This window comes from Pseudonocardia kunmingensis (assembly GCF_006716445.1).
GTDB classification, from domain to species: Bacteria; Actinomycetota; Actinomycetes; order Mycobacteriales; family Pseudonocardiaceae; genus Pseudonocardia; species Pseudonocardia kunmingensis.
In genome coordinates this window covers 1,642,651-1,669,031 of the sequence record NZ_VFPA01000001.1, presented here as the reverse complement: position 1 = coordinate 1,669,031, position 26,381 = coordinate 1,642,651, and the positions used below count along the sequence as shown (strand labels likewise).

27 protein-coding genes are annotated in these 26,381 nt (G+C 73.3%); 10 read left to right on the top strand and 17 right to left on the bottom strand.

The window, feature by feature from the left end:
- Positions 1–3: 3 nt before the first annotated feature.
- The 5 genes from FB558_RS07895 to FB558_RS07875 all read right to left on the bottom strand — a co-directional run bounded on the left by FB558_RS07895 (position 4) and on the right by FB558_RS07875 (position 4,353).
- Entirely contained in the window at positions 4–954 is a 951-nt protein-coding gene (locus FB558_RS07895; RefSeq protein WP_142049706.1) for an ABC transporter permease, read from the bottom strand.
- Positions 947–1,978, bottom strand: a complete 1,032-nt coding sequence (locus tag FB558_RS07890) for an ABC transporter ATP-binding protein (protein ID WP_142049703.1) — start codon at positions 1,976–1,978, stop codon at positions 947–949. The genes FB558_RS07895 and FB558_RS07890 overlap by 8 nt, the downstream gene beginning before the upstream one ends.
- On the bottom strand, positions 1,978–3,006 hold the full coding sequence (locus tag FB558_RS07885; RefSeq protein ID WP_246106305.1) for an ABC transporter ATP-binding protein: 1,029 nt from the start codon (positions 3,004–3,006) through the stop codon (positions 1,978–1,980). The genes FB558_RS07890 and FB558_RS07885 overlap by 1 nt, the downstream gene beginning before the upstream one ends.
- 109 nt (positions 3,007–3,115) lie before the next feature.
- Complete coding sequence (locus tag FB558_RS07880) at positions 3,116–3,775, bottom strand: PHP-associated domain-containing protein (RefSeq protein WP_170231229.1); 660 nt, start codon at positions 3,773–3,775, stop codon at positions 3,116–3,118.
- On the bottom strand, positions 3,772–4,353 hold the full coding sequence (locus FB558_RS07875; RefSeq protein ID WP_142049697.1) for a CGNR zinc finger domain-containing protein: 582 nt from the start codon (positions 4,351–4,353) through the stop codon (positions 3,772–3,774). Before FB558_RS07875 ends, FB558_RS07880 begins: the two co-directional genes overlap by 4 nt.
- 108 nt (positions 4,354–4,461) lie before the next feature.
- Here FB558_RS07875 and FB558_RS07870 point away from each other — a divergent pair, with 108 nt between their 5' ends.
- Positions 4,462–4,902 carry a VOC family protein gene (locus tag FB558_RS07870; RefSeq protein WP_142049694.1) on the top strand — a complete coding sequence of 147 codons (441 nt, stop codon included), beginning with the start codon at positions 4,462–4,464 and terminating at the stop codon, positions 4,900–4,902.
- Positions 4,903–4,964: 62 nt separating this feature from the next.
- Here the strand turns inward: FB558_RS07870 and FB558_RS07865 are convergent, their stop codons facing one another.
- From FB558_RS07865 to FB558_RS07840, 6 genes are all read right to left on the bottom strand, one after another.
- Positions 4,965–5,753 carry an SDR family NAD(P)-dependent oxidoreductase gene (locus FB558_RS07865; protein ID WP_142049691.1) on the bottom strand — a complete coding sequence of 263 codons (789 nt, stop codon included), beginning with the start codon at positions 5,751–5,753 and terminating at the stop codon, positions 4,965–4,967.
- A 1-nt stretch (position 5,754) separates the two neighbouring features.
- Positions 5,755–7,242, bottom strand: a complete 1,488-nt coding sequence (locus FB558_RS07860; protein WP_211366192.1) for an MFS transporter — start codon at positions 7,240–7,242, stop codon at positions 5,755–5,757.
- Between the two features lie 122 nt (positions 7,243–7,364).
- Entirely contained in the window at positions 7,365–8,480 is a 1,116-nt protein-coding gene (locus FB558_RS07855; protein WP_142049686.1) for an acyl-CoA dehydrogenase family protein, read from the bottom strand.
- 12 nt (positions 8,481–8,492) lie between these two features.
- The gene (locus tag FB558_RS07850) at positions 8,493–9,371 is read right to left on the bottom strand and encodes an SDR family NAD(P)-dependent oxidoreductase (RefSeq protein WP_211366189.1); all 879 of its coding nucleotides are present in this window, start codon (positions 9,369–9,371) and stop codon (positions 8,493–8,495) included.
- Positions 9,368–10,594, bottom strand: a complete 1,227-nt coding sequence (locus FB558_RS07845) for an acyl-CoA dehydrogenase family protein (RefSeq protein ID WP_142049683.1) — start codon at positions 10,592–10,594, stop codon at positions 9,368–9,370. Before FB558_RS07845 ends, FB558_RS07850 begins: the two co-directional genes overlap by 4 nt.
- 13 nt (positions 10,595–10,607) lie before the next feature.
- Complete coding sequence (locus FB558_RS07840; protein WP_142049680.1) at positions 10,608–12,821, bottom strand: acetate--CoA ligase family protein; 2,214 nt, start codon at positions 12,819–12,821, stop codon at positions 10,608–10,610.
- A gap of 154 nt (positions 12,822–12,975) precedes the next feature.
- Between FB558_RS07840 and FB558_RS07835 the strand changes: the two genes are divergently transcribed.
- Genes FB558_RS07835 through FB558_RS07820 form a run of 4 tightly spaced genes read left to right on the top strand, consistent with a single transcriptional unit; the run spans position 12,976 to position 16,153 of the window.
- Positions 12,976–13,824 (top strand): MaoC/PaaZ C-terminal domain-containing protein, encoded by an 849-nt coding sequence (locus FB558_RS07835; protein WP_142049677.1) that lies wholly within the window; start codon positions 12,976–12,978, stop codon positions 13,822–13,824.
- A gap of 48 nt (positions 13,825–13,872) precedes the next feature.
- Positions 13,873–15,057, top strand: coding sequence for a thiolase C-terminal domain-containing protein (locus FB558_RS07830; protein WP_142049674.1), 1,185 nt, complete (start codon positions 13,873–13,875; stop codon positions 15,055–15,057).
- Between the two features lies 1 nt (position 15,058).
- Positions 15,059–15,454, top strand: coding sequence for a Zn-ribbon domain-containing OB-fold protein (locus tag FB558_RS07825; protein ID WP_142049671.1), 396 nt, complete (start codon positions 15,059–15,061; stop codon positions 15,452–15,454).
- A gap of 57 nt (positions 15,455–15,511) precedes the next feature.
- Positions 15,512–16,153 carry a TetR/AcrR family transcriptional regulator gene (locus FB558_RS07820; protein ID WP_211366187.1) on the top strand — a complete coding sequence of 214 codons (642 nt, stop codon included), beginning with the start codon at positions 15,512–15,514 and terminating at the stop codon, positions 16,151–16,153.
- A 6-nt stretch (positions 16,154–16,159) separates the two neighbouring features.
- Here FB558_RS07820 and FB558_RS07815 read toward each other — a convergent pair whose 3' ends face one another.
- The 4 genes from FB558_RS07815 to FB558_RS07800 all read right to left on the bottom strand — a co-directional run bounded on the left by FB558_RS07815 (position 16,160) and on the right by FB558_RS07800 (position 19,847).
- The gene (locus FB558_RS07815; RefSeq protein ID WP_142049666.1) at positions 16,160–16,783 is read right to left on the bottom strand and encodes a TetR/AcrR family transcriptional regulator; all 624 of its coding nucleotides are present in this window, start codon (positions 16,781–16,783) and stop codon (positions 16,160–16,162) included.
- A gap of 62 nt (positions 16,784–16,845) precedes the next feature.
- Positions 16,846–18,360 (bottom strand): tripartite tricarboxylate transporter permease, encoded by a 1,515-nt coding sequence (locus FB558_RS07810; protein WP_142049663.1) that lies wholly within the window; start codon positions 18,358–18,360, stop codon positions 16,846–16,848.
- Positions 18,361–18,373: 13 nt separating this feature from the next.
- Complete coding sequence (locus FB558_RS07805; protein WP_142049660.1) at positions 18,374–18,877, bottom strand: tripartite tricarboxylate transporter TctB family protein; 504 nt, start codon at positions 18,875–18,877, stop codon at positions 18,374–18,376.
- A gap of 1 nt (position 18,878) precedes the next feature.
- The gene (locus FB558_RS07800; protein WP_142049657.1) at positions 18,879–19,847 is read right to left on the bottom strand and encodes a Bug family tripartite tricarboxylate transporter substrate binding protein; all 969 of its coding nucleotides are present in this window, start codon (positions 19,845–19,847) and stop codon (positions 18,879–18,881) included.
- Between the two features lie 163 nt (positions 19,848–20,010).
- On the opposite strand from FB558_RS07800, the gene FB558_RS07795 reads away from it, so the two are divergent.
- The 4 genes from FB558_RS07795 to FB558_RS07780 all read left to right on the top strand — a co-directional run bounded on the left by FB558_RS07795 (position 20,011) and on the right by FB558_RS07780 (position 24,047).
- On the top strand, positions 20,011–21,582 hold the full coding sequence (locus tag FB558_RS07795) for an acyl-CoA synthetase (RefSeq protein ID WP_246106304.1): 1,572 nt from the start codon (positions 20,011–20,013) through the stop codon (positions 21,580–21,582).
- Positions 21,583–21,599: 17 nt separating this feature from the next.
- A complete protein-coding gene (locus FB558_RS07790) occupies positions 21,600–22,772 on the top strand; it encodes an acyl-CoA dehydrogenase family protein (RefSeq protein ID WP_142049654.1) in 1,173 nt (390 codons plus the stop codon).
- A gap of 89 nt (positions 22,773–22,861) precedes the next feature.
- Positions 22,862–23,464, top strand: a complete 603-nt coding sequence (locus FB558_RS07785; RefSeq protein ID WP_246106303.1) for an HNH endonuclease — start codon at positions 22,862–22,864, stop codon at positions 23,462–23,464.
- A gap of 10 nt (positions 23,465–23,474) precedes the next feature.
- Positions 23,475–24,047: a beta-class carbonic anhydrase gene (locus FB558_RS07780; protein WP_425467976.1), complete on the top strand. Its 573-nt coding sequence runs from the start codon at positions 23,475–23,477 to the stop codon at positions 24,045–24,047.
- Between the two features lie 6 nt (positions 24,048–24,053).
- Here the strand turns inward: FB558_RS07780 and FB558_RS07775 are convergent, their stop codons facing one another.
- Together FB558_RS07775 and FB558_RS07770 are read right to left on the bottom strand one after the other, a co-directional pair.
- Positions 24,054–25,124, bottom strand: a complete 1,071-nt coding sequence (locus FB558_RS07775) for a hypothetical protein (RefSeq protein WP_142049639.1) — start codon at positions 25,122–25,124, stop codon at positions 24,054–24,056.
- 257 nt (positions 25,125–25,381) lie between these two features.
- Positions 25,382–25,606 (bottom strand): hypothetical protein, encoded by a 225-nt coding sequence (locus FB558_RS07770; protein WP_142049633.1) that lies wholly within the window; start codon positions 25,604–25,606, stop codon positions 25,382–25,384.
- A gap of 95 nt (positions 25,607–25,701) precedes the next feature.
- On the opposite strand from FB558_RS07770, the gene FB558_RS07765 reads away from it, so the two are divergent.
- On the top strand, positions 25,702–26,376 hold the full coding sequence (locus FB558_RS07765) for a helix-turn-helix transcriptional regulator (protein ID WP_142049630.1): 675 nt from the start codon (positions 25,702–25,704) through the stop codon (positions 26,374–26,376).
- The last annotated feature ends 5 nt before the right edge of the window (positions 26,377–26,381 follow it).

Genomic DNA, 26,381 nt, shown 5'->3' with positions numbered 1-26,381 from the left:
TCCTCACGCGTACCGGATGCGCGGGTCGATCACGCCGTACAGCACGTCGACCACGAGGTTGACCAGCACGAACACCGCGCCGTACACGACGACGCAGCCGAGCACGACGGGGTAGTCGCGCACCTGCACCGACTCGAAGATCAGCATGCCCATGCCGGGGATCGCGAAGATCGACTCCAGGATCACGGTGCCGCCGAGGATGTGCCCGACCTGCAGGCCCAGCAGGCTGAACACCGGCACCAGCGAGTTGCGCACGGCGTGGGTGAACAGGATCGTGTGCTCCGGCGCGCCCTTCGCCCGCACGGTGCGCACGAACGGCGAGCGCAGCACCTCCAGCAGCGACGAGCGCAGCATCCGGGCGATGGCCGCCATGCCGGCCACCCCCAGCGCGATCGCGGGCAGCGCCATGTGCACCAGGTTGGAGCCCAGGTCCTCGCCCGGCGTGCGGTACACCAGCGGCGGCGACCAGCTGAACCACAGCGCGAGGTAGGTGACCAGCAGCAGGCCGAGCCAGAAGTTGGGGATCGACAGCCCCGCCACCGAGACCGCGCGCAGGCCCTGGTCGAGCCAGCTGTTCTGGCGCACGGCCGAGAGCAGGCCGAGCGGCACGCCCAGGAGGATGCTCACGAGCACCGCCATCACCCCGAGCTGCAGGGTGGTGGGCAGCCGCTCGGCGATGAGCGCCGTGACCGGCTCGCCGCTCTGGAACGACGTGCCGAAGTCGCCGCGCACGGCGTCGGTGAGGAAGACCCAGAGCTGGGTGAGCAGTGGCTGGTCCAGGCCCAGCTGCGCGGCGCGCTCGGCGAGCTGCTCCGGGGTGACGCCGGGGGCGTCGGCGAGCTGCAGCCGCACGACGTCGCCGGGGATCAGGCGCAGCGTGAGGAACACGAACACGGTGACGAGCGCGACGACGAGCACGCCGTAGAGGCCGCGGCGGACGACGTACTCAAGCACGGTCGGCCTCCCCGAGCAGGTGGCAGGACGCGGTGCGGCCCGGGCCCGCGGCGACGGCGGCGGGCTCGACGTCGCGGCAGGGGTCGAACGCGTGGGGGCAGCGGGGGTGGAAGTGGCATCCGCTCGGCGGGTCGCTGGGGCTGGGCGTCTCCCCGCGCACGACGCCGCGGCGGCGCCGCGTCGGGTTGCGCGGGTCCGCCGCGATCGCCGCCGCCAGGCTCTGCGTGTACGGGTGGCGCGGGTCGGCCAGCAGCGCCTCGGCCGGGCCCTGCTCGACGATCCGTCCCAAGTACATGACGCAGACGCGGTCGGACACGTAGCGCACCACGTTCAGGTCGTGGGCGATGAACAGGTAGGACAGCCCCAGCTCGCGCTGCAGCCTGCGCAGCAGGTTGAGCACCTGGGCCTGCACGGAGACGTCGAGCGCGCTGACGGCCTCGTCGCACACCAGGAGGCGCGGGTCGGTGGCCAGCGCGCGGGCGATGCCGATGCGCTGGGCCTGGCCGCCGGAGAACTGGTGCGGGTAGCGGTCGAGGTCGCCCGCGGAGAGCCCGACGAGCTCGAGCAGCTCGCCGGCGCGCTGCCGGGCCGCGCGCCCGGACGAGATGCGCTGGGCCTCCAGCGGCTCGGTGATCACCGAGCAGACCGTCATGCGCGGGTCGAACGAGCTGACCGGGTCCTGGAACACGATCTGCATCCGGCGGCGCAGCGGGGCCAGCTCGCGGGCGGAGAGCCCGGCGATCTCGCGGCCGTCGAAGCGGATGCTGCCGCTCGTCGGGTCGAGCAGGCGCAGCACCAGCCGGGCCACCGTCGACTTCCCCGACCCGGACTCGCCGACCAGCCCGACGGTCTCGCCCGGCGCGATCCGGAACGACACGCCGTCGACCGCCCGGACGTGCCCGACCGTGCGGCGCAGCAGGCCGCGGGTGATGGGGAAGTGCTTGACGAGGCCGGTGACCTCCAGCAGGTCGCCTGCCGGGGCGGCGTCGGCGGACAGGGGGTGCGCCGCGGGCGAGGACGACATCAGGCCCCCTTCGTGGTGAGCGCGTCCCGGAGCGGGCGCTCCTGGCCGGGCCGGTGCAGCAGGCAGCGCGCCGCGCGGTCGCCGGGCAGCTCGTGCAGCAGGGGTTCGGTGTGCCCGCACTCGTCCCACGCGCGCGCGCAGCGGGTGTGGAAGCGGCAGCCCGCCGGCATCGCGCGCAGCGGCGGCACGGCGCCCGGGATCGCGGCGAGCGGCTGCGCGCGGTCGGTGCCCGGCGTGGGCATCGCGTCCAGCAGCGCCGCGGTGTAGGGGTGCTGCGGGTCGCTCAGGACGTCGGCGGTGGCGCCCTGCTCGACGACCTGCCCCGCGTAGAAGACGACGACGCGGTCCGCGGTCTCGGCGACCACGCCCATGTCGTGGGTGACCAGCAGCATCGCGCTGCGGTACTCGTGCTGCAGGTCGCCGAGCAGCTCGAGGATCTGCGCCTCGATCGTGACGTCCAGCGCGGTGGTCGGCTCGTCGGCGATCAGCAGCCGCGGCGAGCACGCGAGCGCGATCGCGATCATGACGCGCTGCCGCTGGCCGCCGGAGAGCTGGTGCGGGTAGGCCGCGAGCCGACGGCGCGGGTCGGGCATCCCGACCTGCTCCAGCAGCTCGGCCGCCCGCTCGCGGGCGTCCCGCTTGCTGATCCGCCGGTGCAGCCGCAGCGCCTCGACGATCTGGTGGCCGACGCTGTAGAGCGGGTCGAGCGACGTCATCGGGTCCTGGAAGATCATGGCGATCTCGTTGCCGCGGACGCGGCGCAGCGCGCGGCGGTCGAGCGCGGCGAGGTCCTCGCCGTCCCAGAGCACCCGGCCCCCGCTGATCCGGCCGCCGTCGAGCAGCTGCAGCACGGCGAGCGCGGTGACGGTCTTGCCGGAGCCGGACTCGCCGACCACCGCGACGGTCTCCTGCGCCCCGACCGAGAAGCTCACCCCGGACACCGCCTCGACCGTGCCCTCGGGGGTGTCGAAGGTGACGTGGAGGTCCTCGACCTGCAGCAGCGGCGGGTTGGTCACGGTGGTGGACACGCAGCCTCCTCGTTGGGGCGCGGGTGCGCTCGCAGCGCTGCGAGCGGCCAGAACCGTTAGAATCCAGCTCTAGAACGCGTCTCGATCGTGCGGCACGTCACGGTGCATGTCAAGGCTTGCGGAAGCGCTCGGCATGGGGTCGCAGCTCGCCGACGAGGCGCCCGCGGCCCAGCGCGTCGAGGAAGCCCGCGGGTCCGTCGAAGTCGGGCATCTCGACGTACGCGGCGCCGATCCCGGGCCCGTCGTGCGCGTCCGAGCCCGCTGACACCGGCAGTCCGTGCCGGACGCCCAACGCGGCCGCCGCGGCGTTGTGCGCGGCGTCGCCGACCTTCGCGTTGAACGCCTCCACAAAGTCGACGCCGCCGGCCCCGCACAGCTCGTCGGCCACCGCACCGGTGCCCGAGCGCACCGGGTCGTAGGGGTGCGGGAGCCCGACGAGCCCGCCCTGCGCGCGGATCCGCGCCACGACGTCCGGCAGCGGCAGCACGTACGGGATCCGTTCGGCGAGGAACAGGCCGAGCACCTCGCCGTCGGGCGTGCGGATCTCCTCGCCGACCTCGATCCGCACGCCCAGATCGCGCCTGCGGGCGGCGAGCGCCGCGGAGACCTCGTGGTGGTCGGTCACGAAGACGACGTCGATGCCCGCGGCGACGGCCCGTTCGGCCAGCTCCTCGATCCCGAGGACGGAGTCCCCGGAAGCGACGGTGTGGACGTGGCAGTCGACCCGCACCCAGCCCGCGGGCAGGGGGTCCCGGCCGGGCCGGCTCACGGCGCCGCGGCTCGGCGCGCGGCGGCGTTCCTGGCCCGCCTGCGCTCGACGAACGCGCGCTGCTTGGCCGCGGCGCCGCACGCGCTCATCGAGCACCACACGCCCGAGTTGTTGCGCGAGGTGTCGTAGAAGGCCGCCCGGCACCGCGGCTCGCGGCACACCTTCAGCCGCTGCCACGTGCGGTCCTGGTCGGCGAGGACGGCTGCCGCGAGCAGCGTCGCCATCAGGTGTCGCACCGGGGCGACCTCGCGTGGCCGCAGGCGCGGTCGCCCGCCGTCCAGGGTGACGTGCAGGTGCAGGTCCGACGCGACCTGGTCGAGTCGCTCCCGTGCAGCGGCGTCGGCGGGCTGCTCGGCGTCGTTGTGGCGGGCCAGTGCCGCGCGCATGCCTTCCCGGACGGCGAGAGCGAGCTCGAGGTCCGCGGCGGAGATCTCGCCGTCGGCGACGTCGACGCCGTGCCCACGGCACCAGCGGGCGAGATCGGCAGGGGACTGCAGGGTCTCGTCGCCGTCGCCGGTCGCGACCCGCCCGAACCAGGTGTTGATCAAGCTCTGCAGGGTGTCGAGAGGGGGCGTCATGACCGAATGTTACCAACAAAGCTCATTGACTGGTCACCTGTTACCGGCTACTTTCAAACGGCGGTCACAGCGGTGACCGCACACCGACCGCCCACCGAGGGAGATCCGATGTTCCGCGGATTCGCGACCATGAACCTCTACGCCGACGACCTCGCCGCCGCGCGCGACTGGTACGCCGAGCTGTTCGGTGTCGAGGCCTACTACGCCTACCCGTCGGCCCCGGCGACGCCCGCCTACGTGGAGTTCCGCATCGGCGACGACGGTGACGAGATCGGGCTCATCGATCGCCGCTACGCCCCGCCGGGCGCCGCCAACGCCCCCGGCGGAGCGGTGATGTACTGGCACGTCGACGACCTCGAGAGCGCCGTCGACCGGTTGATCGCGCTGGGGGCGCGGGAGTACCAGCCGATCACCGAGCACGGTGACGGCTCCGGTTTCGTGACCGCGTCCGTGGTCGACCCGTTCGGCAACCTGTTCGGCGTCATGAACAACCCGCACTACATCGAGGTCGCGGCCGGCAGGGCGCAGACCGTGGCGACACCGGCCTGAGCGCGCACAGGTCTCCCGACAGCACCTTGGAGCCGTACTGCTGATTCTCGGGCTCGAGAACATCAGGACGGCTCCGAGGTGCGGGTGGCGAGCTCGGCGAGCAGGTCCTGCGAGTAGGCGATCCGGCCGGTGAGCAGCGGGCTCGGCCGGCACAGCGCGAGCGCGGCCTCGGCCATCACCTCCGGGGGTTCGGCGTCCGGGGCGCCCTCCGTGGTGAGGTGGTGGAACAGCGTGCCCGGGGTCGGCACCACGCGGTTGGGCGAGAGCGCGTTGACGGCGATGCCGTCGGCGTGCACCTCGGCGGCCAGGCCGGTGCTGAACCTCTCGATCGCGGCCTTGCACATCCCGTAGACGGTGCCGCCGCGCCCGGCCCGCTCGACCGGCGGGTGGATCGCGGCCCGGGAGGAGATGTTGAGGATCGCCCCGCGGCGCCGTTCGCGCATGCCCGGCACCACGCGGCGGGCCAGGTCGAACGGCGCGGTCACCTGCACCTCGAACATCAGCGCGAACCGCTTGTCGGAGAACTCGGTGACCGGGGTGAACCACGTGACAGCGGCGTTGTTCACCAGCACGTCGATGGGGCCGAGCCCGGCTTCCACCTGCTGCACGAGCGCCACGCGGTCGGCCGGCCGGGAGAGGTCGGCCCGCACCGCGAGCCCCCGCCCGCCCGCGGCCTCGATACCCGCGACGGTCTCGGTGATCGTGCCGGCGAAACGCGACTCCCCCTCCGCCGCGGTGCGCGCCGACACCGCCACCGCGGCGCCCTCGGCCGCGAGCCGGCGCGCGATCGCCGCGCCGATGCCCCGGCTGGCGCCGGTGACGAGCGCGACCCGTCCGTCGAGCTGTCCCATCTCACTCCTCCAGATCGGTCACCGCGGCGCGCGGCCCGGGGACTCCCCGGCCCGCCTGCCGTCCTACGAGCGATGCCAGCACGCACAGCACCGACATCACCGCCATCAGTCCGAACGTCCACCGGAAGCCGGTGATCAGGCCGTCGAGCGCGTCGGGGGAGACCCGCGAGAGTGAGCCCTCGAGCACGTGCGCGCGCAGGTCGGGCGGCAGCGGCAGGCCGATCAGCATCAGCGAGAGCGCGGTGCTGATCGTCACGCCGCAGCTCTGCGCCATCAGCCGCACCGCGTTGGTGATGCCCAGCCGGTCGGGGCGCACGTCCTGCAGCATCGCCGTGCTGTTGGCCGGCACGAACGCCCCGGAGCCCAGACCGATCACCACGACCGCCGTGATGAGCAGCGGGTATGGCGTGTCGACGTCGATCACCGCCAGCAGCAGCACCAGCCCGGCGAGCGAGACCGTCGACGCCACGACCGCGACGGTCCGGGCCCGCACCCAGCGCAGCACCAGCCCCGCCCCGGGTGCGGAGACGATCGAGGCGATCGCGATCGGCAGCACCTTCAGCCCGGCCTCGCTCGGGGTGTCGCCCTGCACGGCCTGGAAGTACAGGCCCATGAGCAGCACCACCGCGAAACGCGACATCGTGCCGAGGAACCCGGCGAGCACCCCGATCCCGACGACCGGCTCGGAGAACAGCCGCACGTCCACCACGGGTGCCGCCACCCGCTTCTCCACCAGCAGGAACACCGGAACCGCCACCAGGAACGCGATGGCACCGGCGACGACGAGCGGGTGCAGCCAGTCGCCCGAGCCGCCCTGGGACAGCGCGACCAGCAGCCCGCCGAGGCCGAGCACGACCAGCAGGTTGCCCGCCGGGTCGAGCCGCAGCGGCTCGCCCGAGCGCGGCACCCGTTCCATCACCCGCAGCCCCCACAGCAGGCAGACGATGCCGATGGGCACGTTCAGCAGCAGCGTCCAGCGCCAGCCCCACTCGGTGGTGACGAGGCCGCCGACCGTCGGCCCGAGCATCTGGGCCAGCGAGAACGACGCCATGTAGATGCCCAGCCCCTGCCCGAGCATCCGGCGCGGGAACGCGGCCGTCACCAGCGCGGCGCTGTTGGTCATCAGCATGGCCGCGCCGGCGGCCTGCAGCACCCGGCAGGCGATGAGCAGCCCGACGTCGGGCGCCGCCCCGGCCAGCAGGCTCGCCGCGGTGAACAGCCCGACGCCGGTGAGGTACATCGTGCGCCTTCCGAACACGTCCGCCAGCCGGCCGAAGAAGATCAGCAGGGTGACGTGCGTGAGCTGGAAGGACAGCAGGATCCAGCTCGCGCCGACCGGCCCGGCGTCGAGCCCGGCGACGATCGCGGGCAGCGCGATGTTGAGCGAGCTGACGTTGATCCCGCTCATCAGCGAGGCGAGGCAGACGACGGACAGCAGTCGCCAGGCATAGCGGACCCGCTCCCGCTCGGAGCCCTCTGCCTCCCGCACGTTGGAGCCATCCTGCTGTCGGGAGGCCCCGCTGAACCGCACGTTGGAGCCATCCTGCTGTCGGGAGGCCCCGCTGGACCGCACGTTGGAGCCAAGGTGCTGTCCGGAGGGGCCTGCGGGCGTCACACCCCGATCGCGTCGGCCAGCCGTGCGCGGTGCCATGACGGGTCGCCCAGCCACAGGCGCGTGGCCTCGGCGCGCTTGAGGTGCAGGTGCGCGTCGTGCTCCCAGGTGAAGCCGATGCCGCCGTGGATCTGGATGTTCTCGGCGGCGGCGTGGAAGTAGGCGTCGGAGCAGTAGGCCTTGGCCAGGCTCGCGACGGCCGGGACCTCGTCGGAGTCCGCCGCCACCGCCCACGCCCCGTAGTACGCGGCGGCGCGGGCCGACTCGACCTTCAGCATCATGTCCGCGGCCTTGTGCTTGACGGCCTGGAACGAGCCGATCACGCGCCCGAACTGGACGCGCTGCTTCGCGTACGCCACGGCCATGTCGAGGGCCGCCTGCGCCCCGCCGACCTGCTCCAGCGCCAGCGCCACCGCGGCCTTGTGCAGGGTGCGCCGCACCGTCTGCGCCGCGGCGCCGTCGGTGCCGACGAGCCGGGCCGCCGCTCCGTCGAGCTCGAGGTGGGCGAGCGGGCGGGTCTGGTCCAGCGTGGGCACGGCCGTGCGGGTGAGCCCGGAGGCCGTGGCGTCCACGGCGAAGAGCGAGAGCCCGGCGTCGGTGCGGGCCACCACCAGCAGGAGGTCGGCGAGCGCCCCGTCGGGCACGTAGCTCTTGACGCCGTGCAGGGTCCAGTCCGGACCGGACGCGCGCGCCGTGGCCTCGGTGGCGTCCAGCTCCCAGCGCCCGCCGGCCTCGGTGACGGCGAGGGTGGCGATCGTGGAGCCGTCGGCGATGCCGGGCAGCAGGTCCTTGGCCGCCTCGTCGTCGCCCGCGTCGAGGATCGCGGACACGGCGAGCACGGCCGTCGCGAAGAAGGGGCCCGGCAGGACCGCCCGGCCCATCTCCTCGGCGACGACGGCGAGCTCGACGAAGCCCGCGCCGCTGCCGCCGTGCTCCTCGGGCACCATCAGGCCCTGCAGGCCCAGCTCCTCGGCCATCCGGCGCCACAGGGCCGGGTCGTGCGCGTCGGGCGTGTCCATCAGCGTGCGGACCGTCGCGAGCGGCACCTCGTTCTCCAGGAACCGGCGCACGGAGCGGCGCAGGTCCTCCTGCTCGGTGTCGAACACCAGCTGCATGGCTGCCTCCTGCTAACTGACGGCGGGCTTGAAGACGCGTTCGACCAGGTCGGCGAGCCGGTCGGGCTCCCACGGGCCGTTCGAGACGACGTGCCGGATCGGCTCGGGCTTGTTCATCAGGTGCACCTCGTAGCCGCGGGCGCCGATGACCTGGCCGGTGAGCCAGTCCGACGCCGTGCTCGCCAGGTACGCGACGATCGGGGCGATGTTGTCGGGCGAGCGCTCGTCGTCGGACGGGAGCGTGCCGCGCTGCCGTTCGGTGGGGATGGAGGCGATCATGCGGGTGGCGGCGCCCGGCGAGATCGCGTTGGCGGTGACGCCGTAGCGGGCCAGCGCGTTCGCGCACGAGTACGTGAGCCCGACGATGCCCATCTTCGCCGCGGCGTAGTTGGGCTGGCCGGGCGCGCCGTACAGCCCCGACACCGACGTGAAGTTGATCAGGCGGTAGTGCCCCTCGGCGTTGCGCTGCTCGCGCCAGTACGCCGACGCGGGCTTGGTGGTGGAGAAGTGCCCCTTGAGGTGGACGCGGATGACGTCGTCCCACTCCTTCTCGGCCAGGTTGAAGATCATCCGGTCTCGGAGGATGCCGGCCGCGTTGACCAGCACGTCCAGCGCCCCGAACTTGTCCACCGCGGTGCGGACGAGGCGCTCGCCGACCTCGGGGTCGGCGACGTCGCCGCCGTCGGACACGGCCGCGCCACCCGCGTCGGTGATCTCCTGCGCCACCGTGGCCGCGGGTCCGGTGTCGGCGCCGCTGCCGTCGACCTCGGCGCCGAGGTCGTTGACGACCACGGCCGCACCCTCGGCGGCCAGCAGCCGCGCGATGCCCGCGCCGATGCCCCGCCCGGCCCCGGTGACGACCGCGACCCGTCCGTCCAGCCTGCCTGTCACTTGACCCCTCCTGCCACCGGTTCCCGCGGCAGGCCCAGCGCCCGTTCCGCGATGATGTTGCGTTGGATCTCGCTGGTGCCGGAGAAGATCGTCCCGGCGCGGCTGGCCAGGAACACGCCCTGCCAGTGGGTCGTGCGGTAGCCCTCGCCCTCGGGGCGCACGAGCGCCTCGGCGCCGAGCAGCTCCGCGGCGAGCTCGCCGACGCGGCGCTCGTACTCGCTCCAGAACAGCTTCGCGATCGACGCCTCCGGCCCCGGCTCGCGGCCCTCGGCGAGCTGCGCCATCAGCCGCATGCCCTGGTAGCGCATGATCTCGACGTGCGTGTGGCACCACGCCAGCTCGTCGCGGATCGCGGGGTCGCGGTCGCGGCCCTGCTTGCGGGCCAGGTCGACCAGCGCCTCGAACTGGCGGCGGTAGCGCAGGTGGGCGGTGGTGGCGCTGCCCCCGCGCTCGTGCCCGAGGGTCGTCATCGCGACCCGCCAGCCGTTGTTGAGCCCGCCGATGACGTTGAACAGCGGCGCGCGGGCGCCGTCGATGAACTCCTCGCCGAACTCGGCGGAGCCGGTGAGCTGCTTGAGCGGGCGCGCGTCGATGTTGTTGTCGCGCATCGGCAGCAGGACGTAGGACAGCCCCTTGTGCTTGGGCGCCTCGGGGTCCGTCCGGCACAGGACGAAGATCATGTTCGCCCGGTAGAACCCGGACGTCCACACCTTCTGCCCGGTGACCACCACCTCGTCGCCGACGACCTGCCCGCGGGTCTGCACACCGCCGAGGTCGGAGCCCTGCTCGGGTTCGGAGAAGCCCTGGCAGTAGACGTCCTCGGCGCTGATGATCCGGGGCAGGAAGTGCTTCTGCTGCTCCTCGGTGCCGTGCACCATGATCGACGGGCCGACCATGTTCTCGCCGAACCCGCGCCGGATCCGCGGCAGGCCGGCGCGCACCAGCTCCTCGCTGTAGATCGCGTTCTGCACCGGGCCGAGGCCCCGGCCGCCGAAGCGCTCGGGCCACTGCGGGCAGATCCAGCCGTCGGCCAGCAGGGCCTGGGTCCACTCCGCGTACCGGGGATCGGCCTCCGCCTGCTCGAACGCCGCACGGTCGCCGCCCGTCATCGGCGGCGAGTTCCAGTCCACCAGCTCCGCGAGGCCCTTGGGGGCGTTCCGGGCGATCCACTCCCGGATCTCGCGCCGGAAGGCCTCCGCCTCCGGTCCGAGGTCGAGTTCCATCAGTTGCCTCCAGTTACGACGACGCAGTCACCACGAGGACGTCGAGCGCTTCGACGTCGCCGCCGTCGACGCGCAAGGGGTTGATCTCCAGCGTCTGCAGCGCGGGCCCGAGCCCGGCCGCGGCCGCGGCGACGCCCGCGACGACCTCGGACACGCGGTCCAGGTCGGCGGGCCGGGTGCCCCGGGCCCCGCCGAGCACGGCCGCGCCGCGCAGCTCGCCGAGCATGCGGCGCACCTGGCCCGGGTCGACCGGCAGCAGCCGCAGCGCGACGTCGTGCAGGACCTCGATGAACACGCCGCCGAGCCCGACCGCGAGCACCGGGCCGAACGACGGGTCCACCGTGACGCCCACGAACAGCTCCGTCGCGGGCGCGCGCATCGGGCTGACCAGCACGCCGTCGATCGCGGACGTGGCCGCCCGCCCGGCCGCCAGCACCCGCCCGAAGGCCGTGCGCACCTCGTCGGCGCCGGACACCCCGAGCGCGACGCCGCCGATGTCGCTCTTGTGCGTGATCTCGGCCGAGCAGATCTTGAGCGCCACCGGCCCGCCGAACGCCAGCGCGGCGGCGACGGCCGCGTCGGCGTCGATGACGAGCTCGGCGGGCACCAGCGGCACGCCGCTCGCCGCGAGCAGGTCGCGCCCGCGCGCCTCCGACCACGGCCCGGACGGCAGCCCGGGCGGCGCGGTCGCCGCGGTGCCCGCACCGACCGCCGGCGGGGCCAACCGGGTCTCGTGCCAGGTCAGGGCGTGCCCGATGGCGGTGAGACCGAACTCGATGCCGCCCAGCGCGTGCAGCCCGTGGCGGTCCAGCAGCGACTGCGCGTAGGGCGAGAGGTCGGTGCAGGTGGCCGTGAAGTTGACGACCGGCACGCGCGAGCGCGCGGTCGTGGCCGCCACCTCGGCCACGCGCCGCTCCACCACCGACGGGTCCGGCGGCTCGGCCTGGGGCAGCGCGAGCATGTTGAAGACGAAGTCGACACCCGGGTCGTCGACCACGGCGTTCAGCGCGACGTCGCCGAGGGCGGACTGCGCGGAGCCGCGGTCGGCGAGGATGACGCCGGTGACGTCGAGCGGGTTCTGCGCCGCCGCGAACGGGGGGAGCACCGCGCGCAGCGCGGCCGTCGTCGCCGGCGCGAACTCGACGATCTCGACGCCCTCGTCGGTGCTGCGGTCGGCGATGATGTCGCAGGCCCCGCCGGATGCGGTGACCACACCGACCCGGCGCCCGCTCGGCACCTGCCCCGACCCCATCAGCCCGCAGGTGACCAGCAGCTCCTCCAGGCTCTTGACCCGGATCACGCCGTACTGGCGGAACGCGGCGTCGACCACGGCGTCGTCGCCCGCCAGCGCGCCGGTGTGGGCGAGGGCGGTGCGCTGCCCCGCCTCGGTGCGCCCGACCTTGAGCGCGACGATCGGCTTGCCCGCGGCCATCGCGGCCGCGGCGAGCGCGGTGAAGCGCGGCGCGTCGCGCACCGACTCCAGGAACAGGCCGATCACCTCGCAGTCGTCGTCGGCGATGAGGTGCTCGACGACGTCGGCCGTGGTGATCACGGCCTCGTTGCCCATCGAGGTGAGCAGGCTGATGCCCACCTGGTGGACGCGCGCGAAGGCGAGGACGTTGCTGGTGAGCGCCCCGCTCTGCAGCACGATGCCGACCGGGCCGCGGCGCAGCGGCGGCACGATGCCCAGGCCGAACGGCGCCACCGACGCGGCCGCGTTGACGAAGCCGAGGCAGTTGGGGCCCAGGAGCGTGATGTCGCGGGCCACGGCCTGCTCGACGAGCCTGCGTTCGAGCTCGCGGCCCTGCGCGTCGCCGCCGTCGCCGTAGCCGGAGGCGAGCACCACGGCGTTGCGGACGCCGGCCGCGGCCGCGTCGTCGAGCACGCTCTCCACCGCGTGCGTGGGTGCGAAGACGTAGGCGAGGTCGACGGGCGCGTCGAGCGCGCGCAGGCTCGGCACGGTGGGCAGGTCGAAGGCCGTCGGGTGCTTCGGGTGCACGGGGCGCAGGGCGCCGGTGAAGCCGGCGGTGCGCAGGCTGTCGACCACGAAGCGGCCCCAGCCCGAGCTGTCCGATGCCCCGACGAGCGCGATGCTGCGCGGTGCGAAGAACTCGCGCAGCCGCTCGGGTGTGGCCAGCCGCCTGCGTGCTGCGGCGGGGTCGAGCGGGTCGGGCGGGGCGTGGCGCCCCGCGGCGTCGAGCGTCACTGATCGAGTCGGCTGCGCCATCGGATCCTCCCCGGGCGTCGACTGAATCGGCGTCCTAGAACCGGATTCGACTATGGGCGCAAGCGTCGCGCCGTGTCAACGGCTTGACACGGCTGTGCCGCTGGGCCAACTCTGTCCTAGAACCGCATTCCAAATCGGGGACGGGAGAGCAGCGATGGCGCTGGACCACGATCTCGTCGGAGTGGCCTCCGAGCCCGTCGAGCGCAGCTGGCGCGCCGACGACGTGATCCTCTACGCGCTCGGCGTCGGCGCCGGGGCGCAGGACCCCACCGACGAGCTCGCCTTCACCACCGAGAACACCGCCGGTGTCGAGCTGCGGGTCCTGCCCACGTTCGCCGTGCTGGCGGCGCAGGCCCGCACCGGGCGCAGGCTCGGCGACTTCGACCCGGCCAAGCTCGTGCACGCCGAGCAGGCGTTCGAGCTGCACGCGCCGCTGCCCGTCGACGGGCGGGTGCAGGTCGTCTCCACCGTCACCGGCATCGCCGACAAGGGCAGCGGCGCGCTCGTCACCACCGAGAGCACCGCGGCCGACGCCGAGACGGGGAAGCCGCTGGTCACCACGCGCAGCGGGGTGTTCATCCGCGGCGAGGGCGGCTTCGGGCGATCCGGCTCCACCAGCGATCCGTGGGCGCTGCCCGAGCGCGCGCCCGACGAGCAGGTCCGCTACCGCACCCGCCCGGAACAGGCCTTGGTCTACCGCCTGTCCGGCGACCGCAACCCCCTGCACGCCGACCCCGCGTTCGCCGCCCGCGGCGGGTTCGAGCGGCCGATCCTGCACGGGCTGTGCACCTACGGGTTCACCGGCCGGGCCCTGCTGCACGCGCTGTGCGACTCGGACCCGGACCGGTTCGACGCGATGTCGGGCCGGTTCAGCCGGCCCGTCCTGCCCGGTGACGAGCTCGTCGTCTCGATCTGGCGCGACGAGCCGGGGACCGCGCTCTTCCGCACCGCCACCGCCGACGGCTGGGTCGTGATCGACCGCGGCCGCGTCCGGTTCCACTGAGCGGAGCTTGCGGAGCGAACAGACCACACTAGAAGCAGGAGGCAGGAGATGGCAGCGCGCGCCGCCGCGATCGTCGGGATCCACGAGCTCGCCTCGCGGCGGGTCGACGGACTGAGCAAGTGGCAGATCAAGGCCGAGTGCGCGGCCCGCGCGCTCGCCGACGCCGGCCTCACGTTCGCCGACGTCGACGCCGTCTACGACGCGGGGGAGACCGGCCCGATGGCCGGCATCGCGGTGCCGGAGTACCTCGGGATCTCCCCGCGGCTGGTCGACACCACCGGCGTCGGCGGCAGCTCCTACGAGTTCCACGCGGCCCACGCCGCCCGTGACATCGCCGCCGGCCGGGCCCGCGTCGCGCTGCTGACCTACGGGTCCACGGCGAAGAGCGAGTCGCGCGCCATCGGCACCGGCGCCCGCCCACCGGGTGACCCCGCGCCGGCGAACAACATGGAGACGCCCTACGGGCTGCCGCTGATCGGCAACTACGCACTGGTGGCGCGGCGGCACATGCACGAGTACGGCACCACGCCCGAGCAGCTGGCCGAGATCGCGGTCACCACGCGTGCGCACGCCGTGCGCAACCCCGAGGCGGTCGCCGGGCTCGCCGCGCTGGGGATCCGGAAGACCGGCGAGATCACCGTCGAGGACGTGCTCGGCTCGCGCATGGTCGCCGACCCGCTGCACCTGCTCGACTGCTGCCTCGTCTCCGACGGCGGCGGCGCGGTCGTCATCGCGGCGGCGGACGTGGCGGCCGACTGCCGCCCGTCGCCGGTGTGGATCCTCGGCTCCGGCGAGGCCGTCGGCTACCCGGGCAACGACCGGGACATCACCACGAGCGCGGCCGCGCAGTCCGGTCCGCCCGCGTTCGCCGAGGCGGGCGTGCGGCCGGAGGACGTCGACATCGCGATGATCTACGACTCGTTCACGATCACCGTGCTCACGCTGCTGGAGGACCTCGGGTTCGCCAAGAAGGGCGAGGGCGGCCCGTTCGTCGAGGGCGGGCGGCTGCGCTTCGACCGGCCGGGCGCGCCCGCGCTCAACACCGACGGCGGCGGGCTCTCGTCCAACCACCCCGGGATGCGTGGGATCTTCCTGCTGATCGAGGCGGCCCGGCAGCTGCGCGGGGAGTCGACCTCGCAGGTGGACGGGGCCCGCACCGCCGTCGCCCACGGCAACGGCGGGTTGCTCGGCACCCGCCACGCCGCCGCGACCGTCGTACTGGGGAGGGACTGACATGACCGACACCCGACCGCTGCCCGTGCTCACCGAGCCCGACACCGCGGAGTTCTGGCGGGCGTGCGGCGAGCACCGCCTCACCTACGGCACAGGTCCGGACGGGGAGGTCGTCTTCTTCCCGCGCCGGGTGGAGGGCGGCGAGACGCGCGAGTCGGCGGGCCGCGGCGTCGTCTACACGTTCACCGTGGTGCGCCAGCACGGGCACCCGTTCTTCCGCGCGCACGCGCCCTACGTGGTGGCCTACGTCGACCTCGACGAGGGCTTCCGCATGCTCGCCGAGGTCGACGCCGATCCGGACGCGGTGCGCGTCGGGATGCGGGTCGACCTCGGCTGGGAGGACCACGGGGAGACCGCGGTCCCGGTCTTCCGCCCCGTCGATACCGTGGCTACGTAGGCTTGCGCGACCGGCGTCCGAGGTGGGGTCCGGATGTCGAGCGATCGAGGAGGCGCCGTGACAGCGCGCAGCAGCGGCCGCAGTGCGGGCCGGCAGTGGAGCACCACCGAGCAGACCCGCGTCCAGTTCCTGGACGCCGCCCGGGTCGTGTTCGCGCGCCGCGGCTTCGCGGAGGCGAGTGTCTCCGAGGTGGTGGAGCGGGCCGGGTCGAGCGTCGGGAGCCTCTACCACCACTTCGGCGGCAAGGCGGAGCTGTTCACCGCGCTGTGGGAGCGCTACCGCGACGAGCAGCACGCCGTGGCGGCCGCCGCGGTCGCCGCCGCGCGGGCCGACGGCGTCACCGACCCGTTCGCGCTGTTCGAGGCCGGTGCCCGCGCCTACCTGCAGGCCACGTGGACCAACCGGGACCTGGTCAAGCTCGTCCACGACGGCGACACCCCGCCCGGGTTCCAGAAGCTGCTGCGCCAGAGCGGCAAGGAGTGGGTGAAGGACAACTTCCGCCTCCTCGGCGCGAGCAACAGCCCGGTGAACCGCGTGCTCGTCGCGCTGCTCACCAGCTTCATGGGCGACGCCCGCCGCGAGATCGCCTCCGCGCGCTCGGCCAAGGAGGCCCAGCAGCTGGTGGACACGATGATGGACGTGCTCGGACGCATGCGCGCCGTGATCGAGAGCGAGCTGCTCGCCGACCTGCCCGGCTGACGGCGGTCACGGGCTCGGGGCGTCGAGCAGGCCCTCGGCGGGACCGTCGAACCCGTTCGCCCAGAGCCGCCCGCGCAGGGACAGGTCGAGCAGCATGTGGGTGATCTCCTCCGCCGACATCGACGGCTCGTCCTCCTCCAGCCACCACTGCAGGATCGCGACCTGCTCACCCACCCAGGCGCGGGCGAGCAGTTCGGCGTCGATGCGCATGGTGACGCGGTGGTGGGCTGCGCGGTCGGCGAAGATCTTCGCTGCCGTCGCCGTCCGGCTGTCGACGAAGGTCCGCAGGGCGCTCCCGTGCCCCTCCCCGCGCAGGATCACCCGGTAGGTGTCGCGTTCCTCCCGGGCGTGCCGGAACAGTTCCAGCACCGGCTTGCCGGTGAACCCGCGGGAGGACGCGGGCGCGAGCGGGACGAGGCGTTCCTGCAGCTCGGCCAGCACGTCGGCGACGACCTGGTCGAGCAGGGCCTGCTTGTCCCGGTAGTACTTGTAGAACGTGGCGCGGCTGATGTCCGCGTGCTCGGTGATGTCCTCGACGGTGACGTCGTCGAAGCCGTTCGCGAGGACGAGCTGGACCAGGGCGGCCTTCAGGAGCCGCTTGGTGCGCCGGGTCCGGCGGTCCTCGGCCATCTCATCCTCCGGGATCGGCGCTGCCGGCCGTGGAACACGGCGCGGTGTTTCCGACACAGAGCCTACAGTCGGACATCCTGTCGCCTCTCTCCCCGGATCTGCCAGAGGCCGTGCGCGACCAGGCCGGCAACGGCGACGACGATGACGGCCAGCAGGGTCGCCGCGACCGGACCGGACCAGAACACCGACCACTCGCCCTTGGAGACGAGCAGGGCCCGGCGGAGGTTGTCCTCGAGCATCGGGCCGAGGATCACGCCGAGCAGCAGGTTGGTCAGCGGGTAGCCCGAGCGTCGCATGAGGTAGCCGACGATCCCGAAGACGACCATCAGGCCGACGTCGAAGAAGTTGCTGCGCAGGGAGTAGACGCCGACGAAGCACAAGCTCGCGATGAACGCGGTGAGGAACGGGGAGACGGCCCGCAGCGCACCCGCGAAGAACGGCACGAGCGCCGTGTTGAGCACCAGCAGCATCACGTTGGCCACGACGACCGCGGCGATGACCGCCCAGACGATGTCGGAGGACTTCGTGAACAGCGCAGGCCCCGGTTGGAGGCCGACCATGACGAGCCCGCCGAGGATCATGGCGCCGCTCGCCGAGCCCGGGATGCCGAGCGCGAGGGTCGGGATCAGCGCACCGCCCACGGAGGCGTTGTCCGCGGCCTCGGGTGCCGCGAGCCCGCGCGGGTTGCCCTTCCCGAAGCTGTCGCGGTCCTTCCCGAACAGCTTCTCCGTGGCGTAGGCGATGAACGTCGCCATCGACGCCCCGGCGCCGGGGAAGATCCCGATCAGGAAGCCGATGAGGCCACCGCGGGCCATGCTCGGGGAGTACCGGACGATGCTGCGGGCGGGCGGGAACAGCGAACGCAGCGACACCCGGGTGGCGTGGTCGACGGTGCCGCCGTCCCGGACGCGGACGAAGACCTCGGAGAGCCCGAAGATGCCGATGGCGACGACGACGAGGTCGGCGCCGTCCCAGAGGTCGACCACTCCCCAGGTGAACCGCTCGTCGCCGGTGACGCGGTCGAGCCCGACCGTGGAGATGAGCACCCCGATGCCGACGGCGGCGATCGCCTTCGTCCGCGTGGAGTTCGTGATGCCGGAGGTCAGGAGCAGCACGAGCGTGACGAGCAGGAAGTACTCGGCCGGTCCGAAGAGGATCGCGGCCTGGGCGAGGGTCGCGGCGAGGAGAGCCAGCCCCACGAAACCGATCATCCCCCCGACGAAGGACGCGACGGCGCTGAGCGTCAGGGCGTAGCCGACCCGGCCGCTCCGGGCGAGCGGGTACCCGTCGAAGGTCGAGACGACGCTCGACGCGTCGCCCGGGATGTTGAGCAGGATCGAGCTGATCCGCCCGCCGAACATGCCGCCCATGTAGATGGCGACGAGCAGCACCAGGGCGCTCACCGGGGACAGCCCGAACGTCAACGGGAGCAGCACGGCCATCGTCGTGACGGTGCCGATGCCCGGGAGAGCGCCGACCACCGTCCCGATCGTGACGCCGAGGGCGCACCAGGCGAGGGTGGCCGGGTCCGACAGGACCGAGGCCAGCCCGCCGCCCAGCAGGGTCAGGAGTTCCACCGCAGCACTTCCCTCACGAGGGCAGCAGGTCGATGGGGACCTGCAGCAGGACGACGAAGACGACGTACAGGCCGGCGGTCAGGAGCGCCGTGGTCAGGACGGCCCGGGTCCAGGAACGCCGTTCGACGACGCGCAGGCAGCACAGGATCAGGAGGGGCACCGCCGCCAGGCCGATCCACGGGCCGAGCAGCGCGGCGACGACGGCCAGCGCGACGAACCGGTGCATCGGAGGCTCTGACCAGCGACGCAGCCGCGCTCCGGGACCGGTGGGCGCGGCGGGCACCTCCTCGGGGCGCGGCCGCCGGGTCTGCCGGATGGCGTCGATCGCGAGGAGGACCAGCACGACCGTGCCGAGGACCAGGGGGAGGAACGCGGGTCCGAGGTCCGCGCTCGTGTCGGTGCTGCCGGTCCAGAGGGTGGCCGCCTGCCACAGGACCGTGGCGGTCCACAGGCCGGCGACGACGGGGAAGGCGGACGGGAGCCCGCCGCGTCGACGGGTGTCGGTGCTCGTGGACATCTCAACCACGCTCCTGGAGGTAGCGGCCGAACTCGTCGCCTTCTTCGCGCAGCCACGCGCCGTACTCGTCGGGGCCCTTGTACTCGACGATCAGGCCGTTCTTCTGCGCGAACCGGGCCCACTCCTCGGTGCGGCTGACGTCGCGGAGCGCCTCGGCCCAGTACGCGACCGCCTCGTCCGACGCCGCCGCGGACATGACGACGCCCTGCGCCCGGTAGTAGGAGACGTCGAGTCCGTGGTCGCGGAGCGTCGGGACGTGGGGCAACGACTCGAGCCGCTCGTCCGACGTCACGGCGAGCGCGCGCAGGTCTCCGTTGTCGATGTAGCTGCGTGCCAGGCTCGGCACGACCAGTGCGACGTCGATCCGCCCGCTGACGACGTCCGGGACGACCTGCGAGACCCCCTTGCTGGGGACGAAGTTCAGCGTCTGCGGGTCGATGCCACGGTCGCGGGCGATCGTCTGCCAGGTCGCCGGTTCCTTCGACTGCAAGGTGCTCGACAGTCCGAACGTCGCCTCGTCCGTCGCCATGCCGTCGATCAGGTCCTGGAACGTGCGGAGCCGCGAGCCGGTCGCGGTGACGAGGATCAGCGGGCTGGTCGCGAGCTGCGCCACCGGACGCAGCTGGTCCATGCGGATCGGCGCGTCCTCGCGGTAGAGGGGCGCCAGCACGTCCACCCACTGCATCAGGGTGTTGTCATCGCCCTGCCGGGCCAGGGTCTGGATACCCAGGAGGCCGCCCGCGCCCCCGATGTTCTCGACGTAGATGTCGCCGTGGGAGATGCCCGCGGAGGAGAGCGTGCGCGCGGTCTCCCGTGCGGCGGTGTCGGTGCCCCCGCCGGGGGCGAACGGGACGATGTAGCGGATCCGGCTCCCCGGGGCGTCCGGCGCGCTCACGCCCGGAGCCCCGCATCCGACGAGGGACGCGATGGCCGCCACGGCGACCAGGCACAGTGCGGTCCTCGATGCCATGTGCAGTCCTCTCTGACTGGCAGCCCGGGTCCTGCGACATGCTGTCCGTAAGTAGACGGACTGTCAACAGTCGGTCGACCTATACAGGAAAGGGTTGCGCGCCCTCGAGCGGCCTGGTAGACAGCGTGTCCAGTAGTGATCGGCACGACTGAAAAGAGTCCCGGTGTGTGATTCGATGCTGAACCTCGGCCGCTTCATCGCACGCGCGGCGACCTACTGGCCGAGCAACGACGCGTTGGTCTGCGATGGGCGGCGATGGACCTATGCCGAGCTCGACGCGCGGTCGAACCGGCTCGCTTCCGCGCTGGCCGGGCGGGGTATCGCCGTCGGCGGCGCCGTCGCGACGTTCGCCGCCAACCGCGCCGAGCTGGTCGAGGTCGAGGTCGCGCTCTACAAGGGGGGGCTCCTCCGGGTGCCGATCAACCACCGGCTCGGGTTCGAGGAGGTGCGGCACATCCTGGCCGACGCGGACGTCCGGCTGCTGCTCACCGACGCGGCGCACGCCGACACCGGGCGCCGTGCGGCCCGCGCGGCCGGCCGCGAGATCCCGGTGGTGGTGTTCGACGCCGGTGTCGCCGACGCGGACTCCTACGACGACCTGCTCGCCGCGGGCGACGAGGCTCCGGTCGCCGTCGACGTCGGGCTGGACGCACCGAGCGTCCTGCACTTCACGTCCGGCTCGACGGGTCGTCTCAAGGCCGCGGTGCAGACCACCGGCAACCGCCTGGCCAACATGCGCAAACGCCTGATGGACCCCGACGCCGCGGCATCGCCCGACGAGACCTACCTCGTCGCCGGCCCGATCACCCACGCCTCCGGGATGGGCCTGCTCGCCCTGATGAGCCGGGGTGCCACGATCGTCGTGCTGCCGGCGTTCACCCCGCAGGCCTTCCTCGACCTGATCGCCCAGGAGCGCGTCACGTCGACCTTCCTGGTGCCGACGATGCTCAACATGGTGCTCGCCCACCCCGGTCGCGACACCGCGGACGTCTCGTCGTTGAAGGTCGTGCGGGTCGGCGGCGCACCGGTGTCCCCGCAACGGCTGCGGGATGCGGTCGCGCTGTTCGGACCGGTCGTGATGCAGGGCTACGGGCAGGCCGAGACCACCAGCGGGGTGACCACGCTGACCCGCGCCGATGTGGTGCGCGGGATCGAGAGCGACCCGGAGCTGCTGCTGTCGTGCGGCCGCGCGCAGTTCGACACCGAGATACGGGTGGTGGACGAGCAGCTGCGCCCGGTGCCGACCGGGGTCACCGGCGAGCTGGTCGTCCGCGGGCCGGACTGCGTCACCGAGTACTGGCACGAGCCCGAGCTGTCCGCGGAGACCTTCCGGGACGGCTGGGTGCTGACCGGCGACGTCGCCTACCTGCGGGAAGACGGCTACGTGTTCATCGTCGACCGCAAGAAAGACATGATCATCTCGGGCGGCTTCAACATCTACTGCAGCGAGGTCGAGGCGGCGCTCTACGAGCACCCCGCCGTCGTCGAGGCCTGTGTGGTCGGGGTGCCCGACGAGAAGTGGGGCGAGGCGGTGAAGGCCGTCGTCGTGCCGCGGTCCGGCGCCGGGCTCGACCCCGCCGAGCTGATCGCCTTCTGCGCCGACCGGCTGGACCGCCTCAAGAAGCCGCAGTCGGTCGACCTCGTCGATGCCCTCCCGGTCAACCGCAACGGCAAGATCGACCGCCGCGCGGTGCGGGCCCCGTACTGGGCCGGCTCCGACCGGGCCGTGAACTGAAGCGCCGGGAGCAACGGATGTCCTTCGACCTCACGCCCTCCTACGACGAGCTCCCGGGCGTCCGGCCCGTCGTCGACGAGCTGCGCCGCTACCTCGGCGGGGAGCTGGCCGACTACGAGCGGGCACACGGCCTCGGACCCGAGTCGCGGTACGACCGCTCGGTCCTGCAACCGGTGTGGAAGCGCAGCCGCGAGCTGGGCTTCTACGGGATCCACCTGCCGCCGGAGTACGGCGGCCGCGGCCTCACCCACTCCGAGCTCGCCGCTCTCAAGGAGGAGGTCGGTGCCTCCGGGCGAGCGCTCTACCACAGCGTGCTCGGCGACATGGGCGGTCCGCTGCGGGCCGGCGCGATCTTCGGACACGCCACCCCCGTCCAGCTCGAGCGGTACCTGCTGCCCGTCGTCGACGGTGACCGGGCCTGCTGCTTCTCGCTCACCGAGACCGATGCGGGGTCCGACGTCCGCGCGATGCGCACCACCGCGACCCCGGACGGCGCGGGTTGGCGGCTGACCGGGCGCAAGGTCTTCAGCTCGGCCGGGCCGTTCGCGGACTTCTCCGTGCTCGTGGCGCGGATGGCGGGGCCCGGGGAGGTCTACTCCGCGTTCCTCGTCGACCTCGACTCGCCGGGGTGCACCGTCCTCGACGGGGAGGTGCCGCTCTCGGGTCAGCACATCGAGTCCGACATCCTGCTGCAGGACTGCTACGTCGGTCCCGACCAGCTCCTCGGCGGCGTCGGGGACGGCTTGAAGATCGGACTCGGCCGGGTGACGAGCAACCGGCTGCTGCACTGCCCGACGATCATCGGGCACGCCCGCCGGGTCCTCGCCCTCACGATCGAGTACGCGAAGCAGCGGGCGATCTTCGGCGGCACCCTCGCCGACCTGCAGTCGATCCAGCACAAGATCGCCGACATGGCCACCGCGCTCTACGCCGCGCGGTCCATGACCTACGACGCGCTGGCCGCGCTCGACCGCGGCGAGAGCCCGCGCACCGAGGCGTTCATGTGCAAGCTCTTCGTGGCCGAGAACGCCTTCGCGATCGCCGACAGCGCGATGCAGATCCACGGCAAGGCGGGGATGGTGCGGGGCTCGGAGATCGAGTGGATGTTCCGCCGGCTCCGGATGTTCCGCATCCTCACCGGCTCCTCGGAGATCCAGAAGAACGGCATCGCGAAGGCCCTGCTCACCTGAGGGGGGTTGCGCCACCGGCGCGTCGCCCCCTTATCACACGTGCGTAACCCACCCCCGCTATGGTCGAATCAGCGCAGGGAGGTGGTCGCGTGAAGCACCGACAACCAGGCCCCAACGGTGCCCACCCCGATCCAGGGGAGGCACCGGGGATCGCGCCGCACCCGAGCGTGATCCCGAAGGGGTCCCGGGTCCTGCTTCTCAACGCCACCTTCGAGCCGCTCGCGGTCGTCACCGCGAAGCGCGCCATCGTCCTGATGCTCACCGGCAAGGCCGAGTGCGTCGAGGCCGGCCTCGACGGCGCGGCCTTCCACTCGGAGAGCCTCACCCTCCCCGCGCCCTCGGTGATGCGCCTCTCCCGCTACGTCCGGGTGCCCTACCGCCGCACGGTGCCGATGACGCGGGCGGGCGTGCTCCGTCGCGACGGGCGCCGCTGCGCCTACTGCGGCAAGCGCGCCGACACCATCGACCACGTGGTACCCCGCAGCCGCGGCGGCGCGCACGCGTGGGACAACTGCGTGGCGGCCTGCCGCACCTGCAACTCCCGCAAGGCCGACCGCATGATCGAGGAGCTCGGCTGGACGCTCGCGGTCGTGCCCCGCGCACCGGACCGCGCGGCGGGCGGCATCCTCGTCCTGGCGGTGGAGCCGCTGCCGTCCTGGGAGCCGTGGCTGGGGGCCACCAGCGCGGCCTGACCGCGGCCGCGTGAATTCGCCCGCATTCCCGCCGCGCCCGCGTCCGTCGTGGTTAGTTGTCGGGGTGGCTTCCGAGGATTTGCTGAGACGGCACCAGGTCGGAGGAGGACGGCGCGCGGCGGCGGGCGCGGCGGGGCTCGCGGCGGTCCCGTCGCTGCACACGGCCGTGGTGACGTGCATGGACGCGCGGATCGACGTCCTCACCCTGTTCGGCGCGAACGTCGGTGAGGCGCACGTGCTGCGCAACGCGGGTGGCGTGGTGACCGACGACGTGGTCCGCTCCATCGTGATCAGCCAGCGCAAGCTGGCCACCCGGGACGTGCTCCTCGTCCAGCACAGCAAGTGCGGGCTCACCACGTTCACCGACGCGGAGTTCTGCGAGGAGCTGGCCGCGGACACCGGCATCGAGCCGTCGTGGCGCCCCCAGGCGTTCCCCGACCCGGCCGAGAGCGTCCGCCGCGGCATCGCCCGGCTGCGCCGCGACCCGTTCCTGCACCCCGACACCCGGGTGCGCGGGTTCGTGCTCGACATCGAGACCTTCGCGCTCGACGAGGTGTTCGTCGACGGCGAGCGCGCCGGCTGACACCCCTCAGTCGCGCCCGGGCGGCCGGCCGCGGCCGGGACGGGCGCGGCGCTGGCCGCTGCCGCGGGCCCACTGCCGGTGCCCGCCCGCGACGCGGCCGACCCCGGCTGCCGGGTCGTGGGGCTGGCCGGCCTGCGGCGGGCGGGCGGCGGTGAGGATCCGGATGCCGTCGGTGACCGGGCCGATGGTGAGACCGCCCGCGGGGCTGGGCGCGGCGGCGTCGCGCCGGCCGTCGGGGAGGTCGTCGGCGCCGGTCCGCGGCGCCGGCGTCCGGACGGCGCGCGGCGCGGGCACCTCCGTCTCGCGCAGCCCGCGCAGGACGGCGACGAAGAACGCCACGGCCGCCACCAGCAGCATCCCGACGGCGGCCAGCTCGAGCGCGGCGCCGAGGGCGTCGCGGTCCCCGCCGGGCGCTCCACCGGAGACGATGCGCACGGCGTGGGCGGCCGAGAGGGTGGTGAACGCGATCCCGGTGCGGCGCACCAGCGCCCGCCGCGACCGGGTGCCCCCGACCAGCGCGACGATGCCGGCCGCCCCTGCCCCCGACCACGCGACGACGTCGAGCCCGCCGACGGCCCACGCGGGCGGCATCCAGCCCGGCTGGGCCACCGCGACGGCGCCGATCGCGGCGACGGCGACGACGGTGAGGATGCCGACGGTGAGGGCGGCGCGCCGTCCCGCCCTGCCGGTGACCGGCCCGCGCACCGCGAGTGCCAGCATGCCGAGCGCGCCGAGCACGGCGGTGCAGCTCGCCAGCACCCAGACGTTCATCGGGTCCTCGAGCCCGGCGGCGCGCACCAGCAGCGCGACGCCGGAGTAGAGGGCGACGGCGGTCGCGATGCGTCCGGTGCGGGCGCTGCCCGACAGCCCCGCGACGGCGGCGAGCAGGATCGCCGCGGCGACGCCGGCCGCGAACGCGAGCACCGCGACCGCCTCGTGCGCCACGGCGTGCCGCCCGTGGATCAGGACGCCGAGCAGCCAGGCGCCTGCGCCCATGGCCGCGAGTGCCACCAGGTCGACGGCCAGCGCGCGGCCGGCCGGATCCTGGCCGCAGCGGATGCTGATCGTGCTGCGCAACGTGCTCTCAACCCCTCGACGTCGGGGGACGGCCGCGATCACGCGAACCGGGTGCTGGGGAGCTCCACCTGGCCTTTCGGTACGCGCCCGGGCGCCGTTACCCCGCGCCCCGGGGAGCCGGGAGCCGTGGCGAGATGCGGACGGGAGCCTAGGAGCATCCCCTCTGACCTGCGGTTCTCCGGCCTCGGCCACGCTGAGCGGCTGCTCGCTGACACCCCGCCACAGCATGCTGGGAGTGATCGACGACACGTATCCGGTCATCGGCTCCGCAGTGTGACCACCAGCGCTCCTCCGTAGATCGCGGCGAATGCGACCAGGTCGCCGAGGTGCACGCCGTGGTTGCGGGTGAGCGCGAGCAGGACCGGACCGATGCGGGTGGTGGCGGCGACCGCGAGCCCGAGGAGCGTGGCCGTGACCCACACCGCCACCAGGAACGCGCGACGGCGGCGCCCGGACACCACCCCGCCCGGTTCCTCCACCATCCCGCCACGGTAGCCGCGAGGTAACGCCACGGAGGCGACGACCGAGCCCGTAGCCGTCTCTGCAGTCTTCGAACGTTTCTGGGGGAACCGCGTCGATGCCGACCGATGTCCCCGTGCTCGTCGTCGGTCCGAACGACCTCGTGACCACGTCCGTCGGCACGGCACTGAGCGCCCGCGGGTTCGCGGTGCACGCGTGGACGGGTGCGGGGCCACTGCCGGCACCGCCTGCCCGGGGTGGGGTCGCCGTCGTCAACCTCGACGTGCCCGACCCCGCCGAACGCGTGTCGTACGCGGTCGTCGCGGGCTGGTCGGTGCTGGTGCTGGGCCGTGCGAGCGAGCCGGAGCGGACGGCGGCGGCGGTGGCCGCGGGCGCGCACGCGCAGCTGTCGCGCCGCGCCCCGCTCGACGCCCTCGTGCACGAGGTCGCCGAGCTGCGCGAGGGCCGCCCCGGGATGACCGAGGACCAGCGGGCGGCCTGGATGGCCGTGCACCACCGGGTGCTGCTGGACGTCGACGCCGGCCGCCGCCGGCTGGACCTGCTCACCGACCGCGAGTTCGAGGTGCTGCAGCGCATGGAGCGCGGCCAGAAGGCGGCCGAGATCAGCGCGGAGGCGCGGGTGGCGATGAGCACCGTGCGCAGCCACATCCGGTCGATCCTCACCAAGCTCGAGGTCAACTCGCAGCAGCGGGCCGTGGAGCTCTACCGCGACACCCGTCGCCACGCCCGCAGGACCCGGACCGGCGTCGAGGACCTGGTGCCCGGGAGATGATGGCC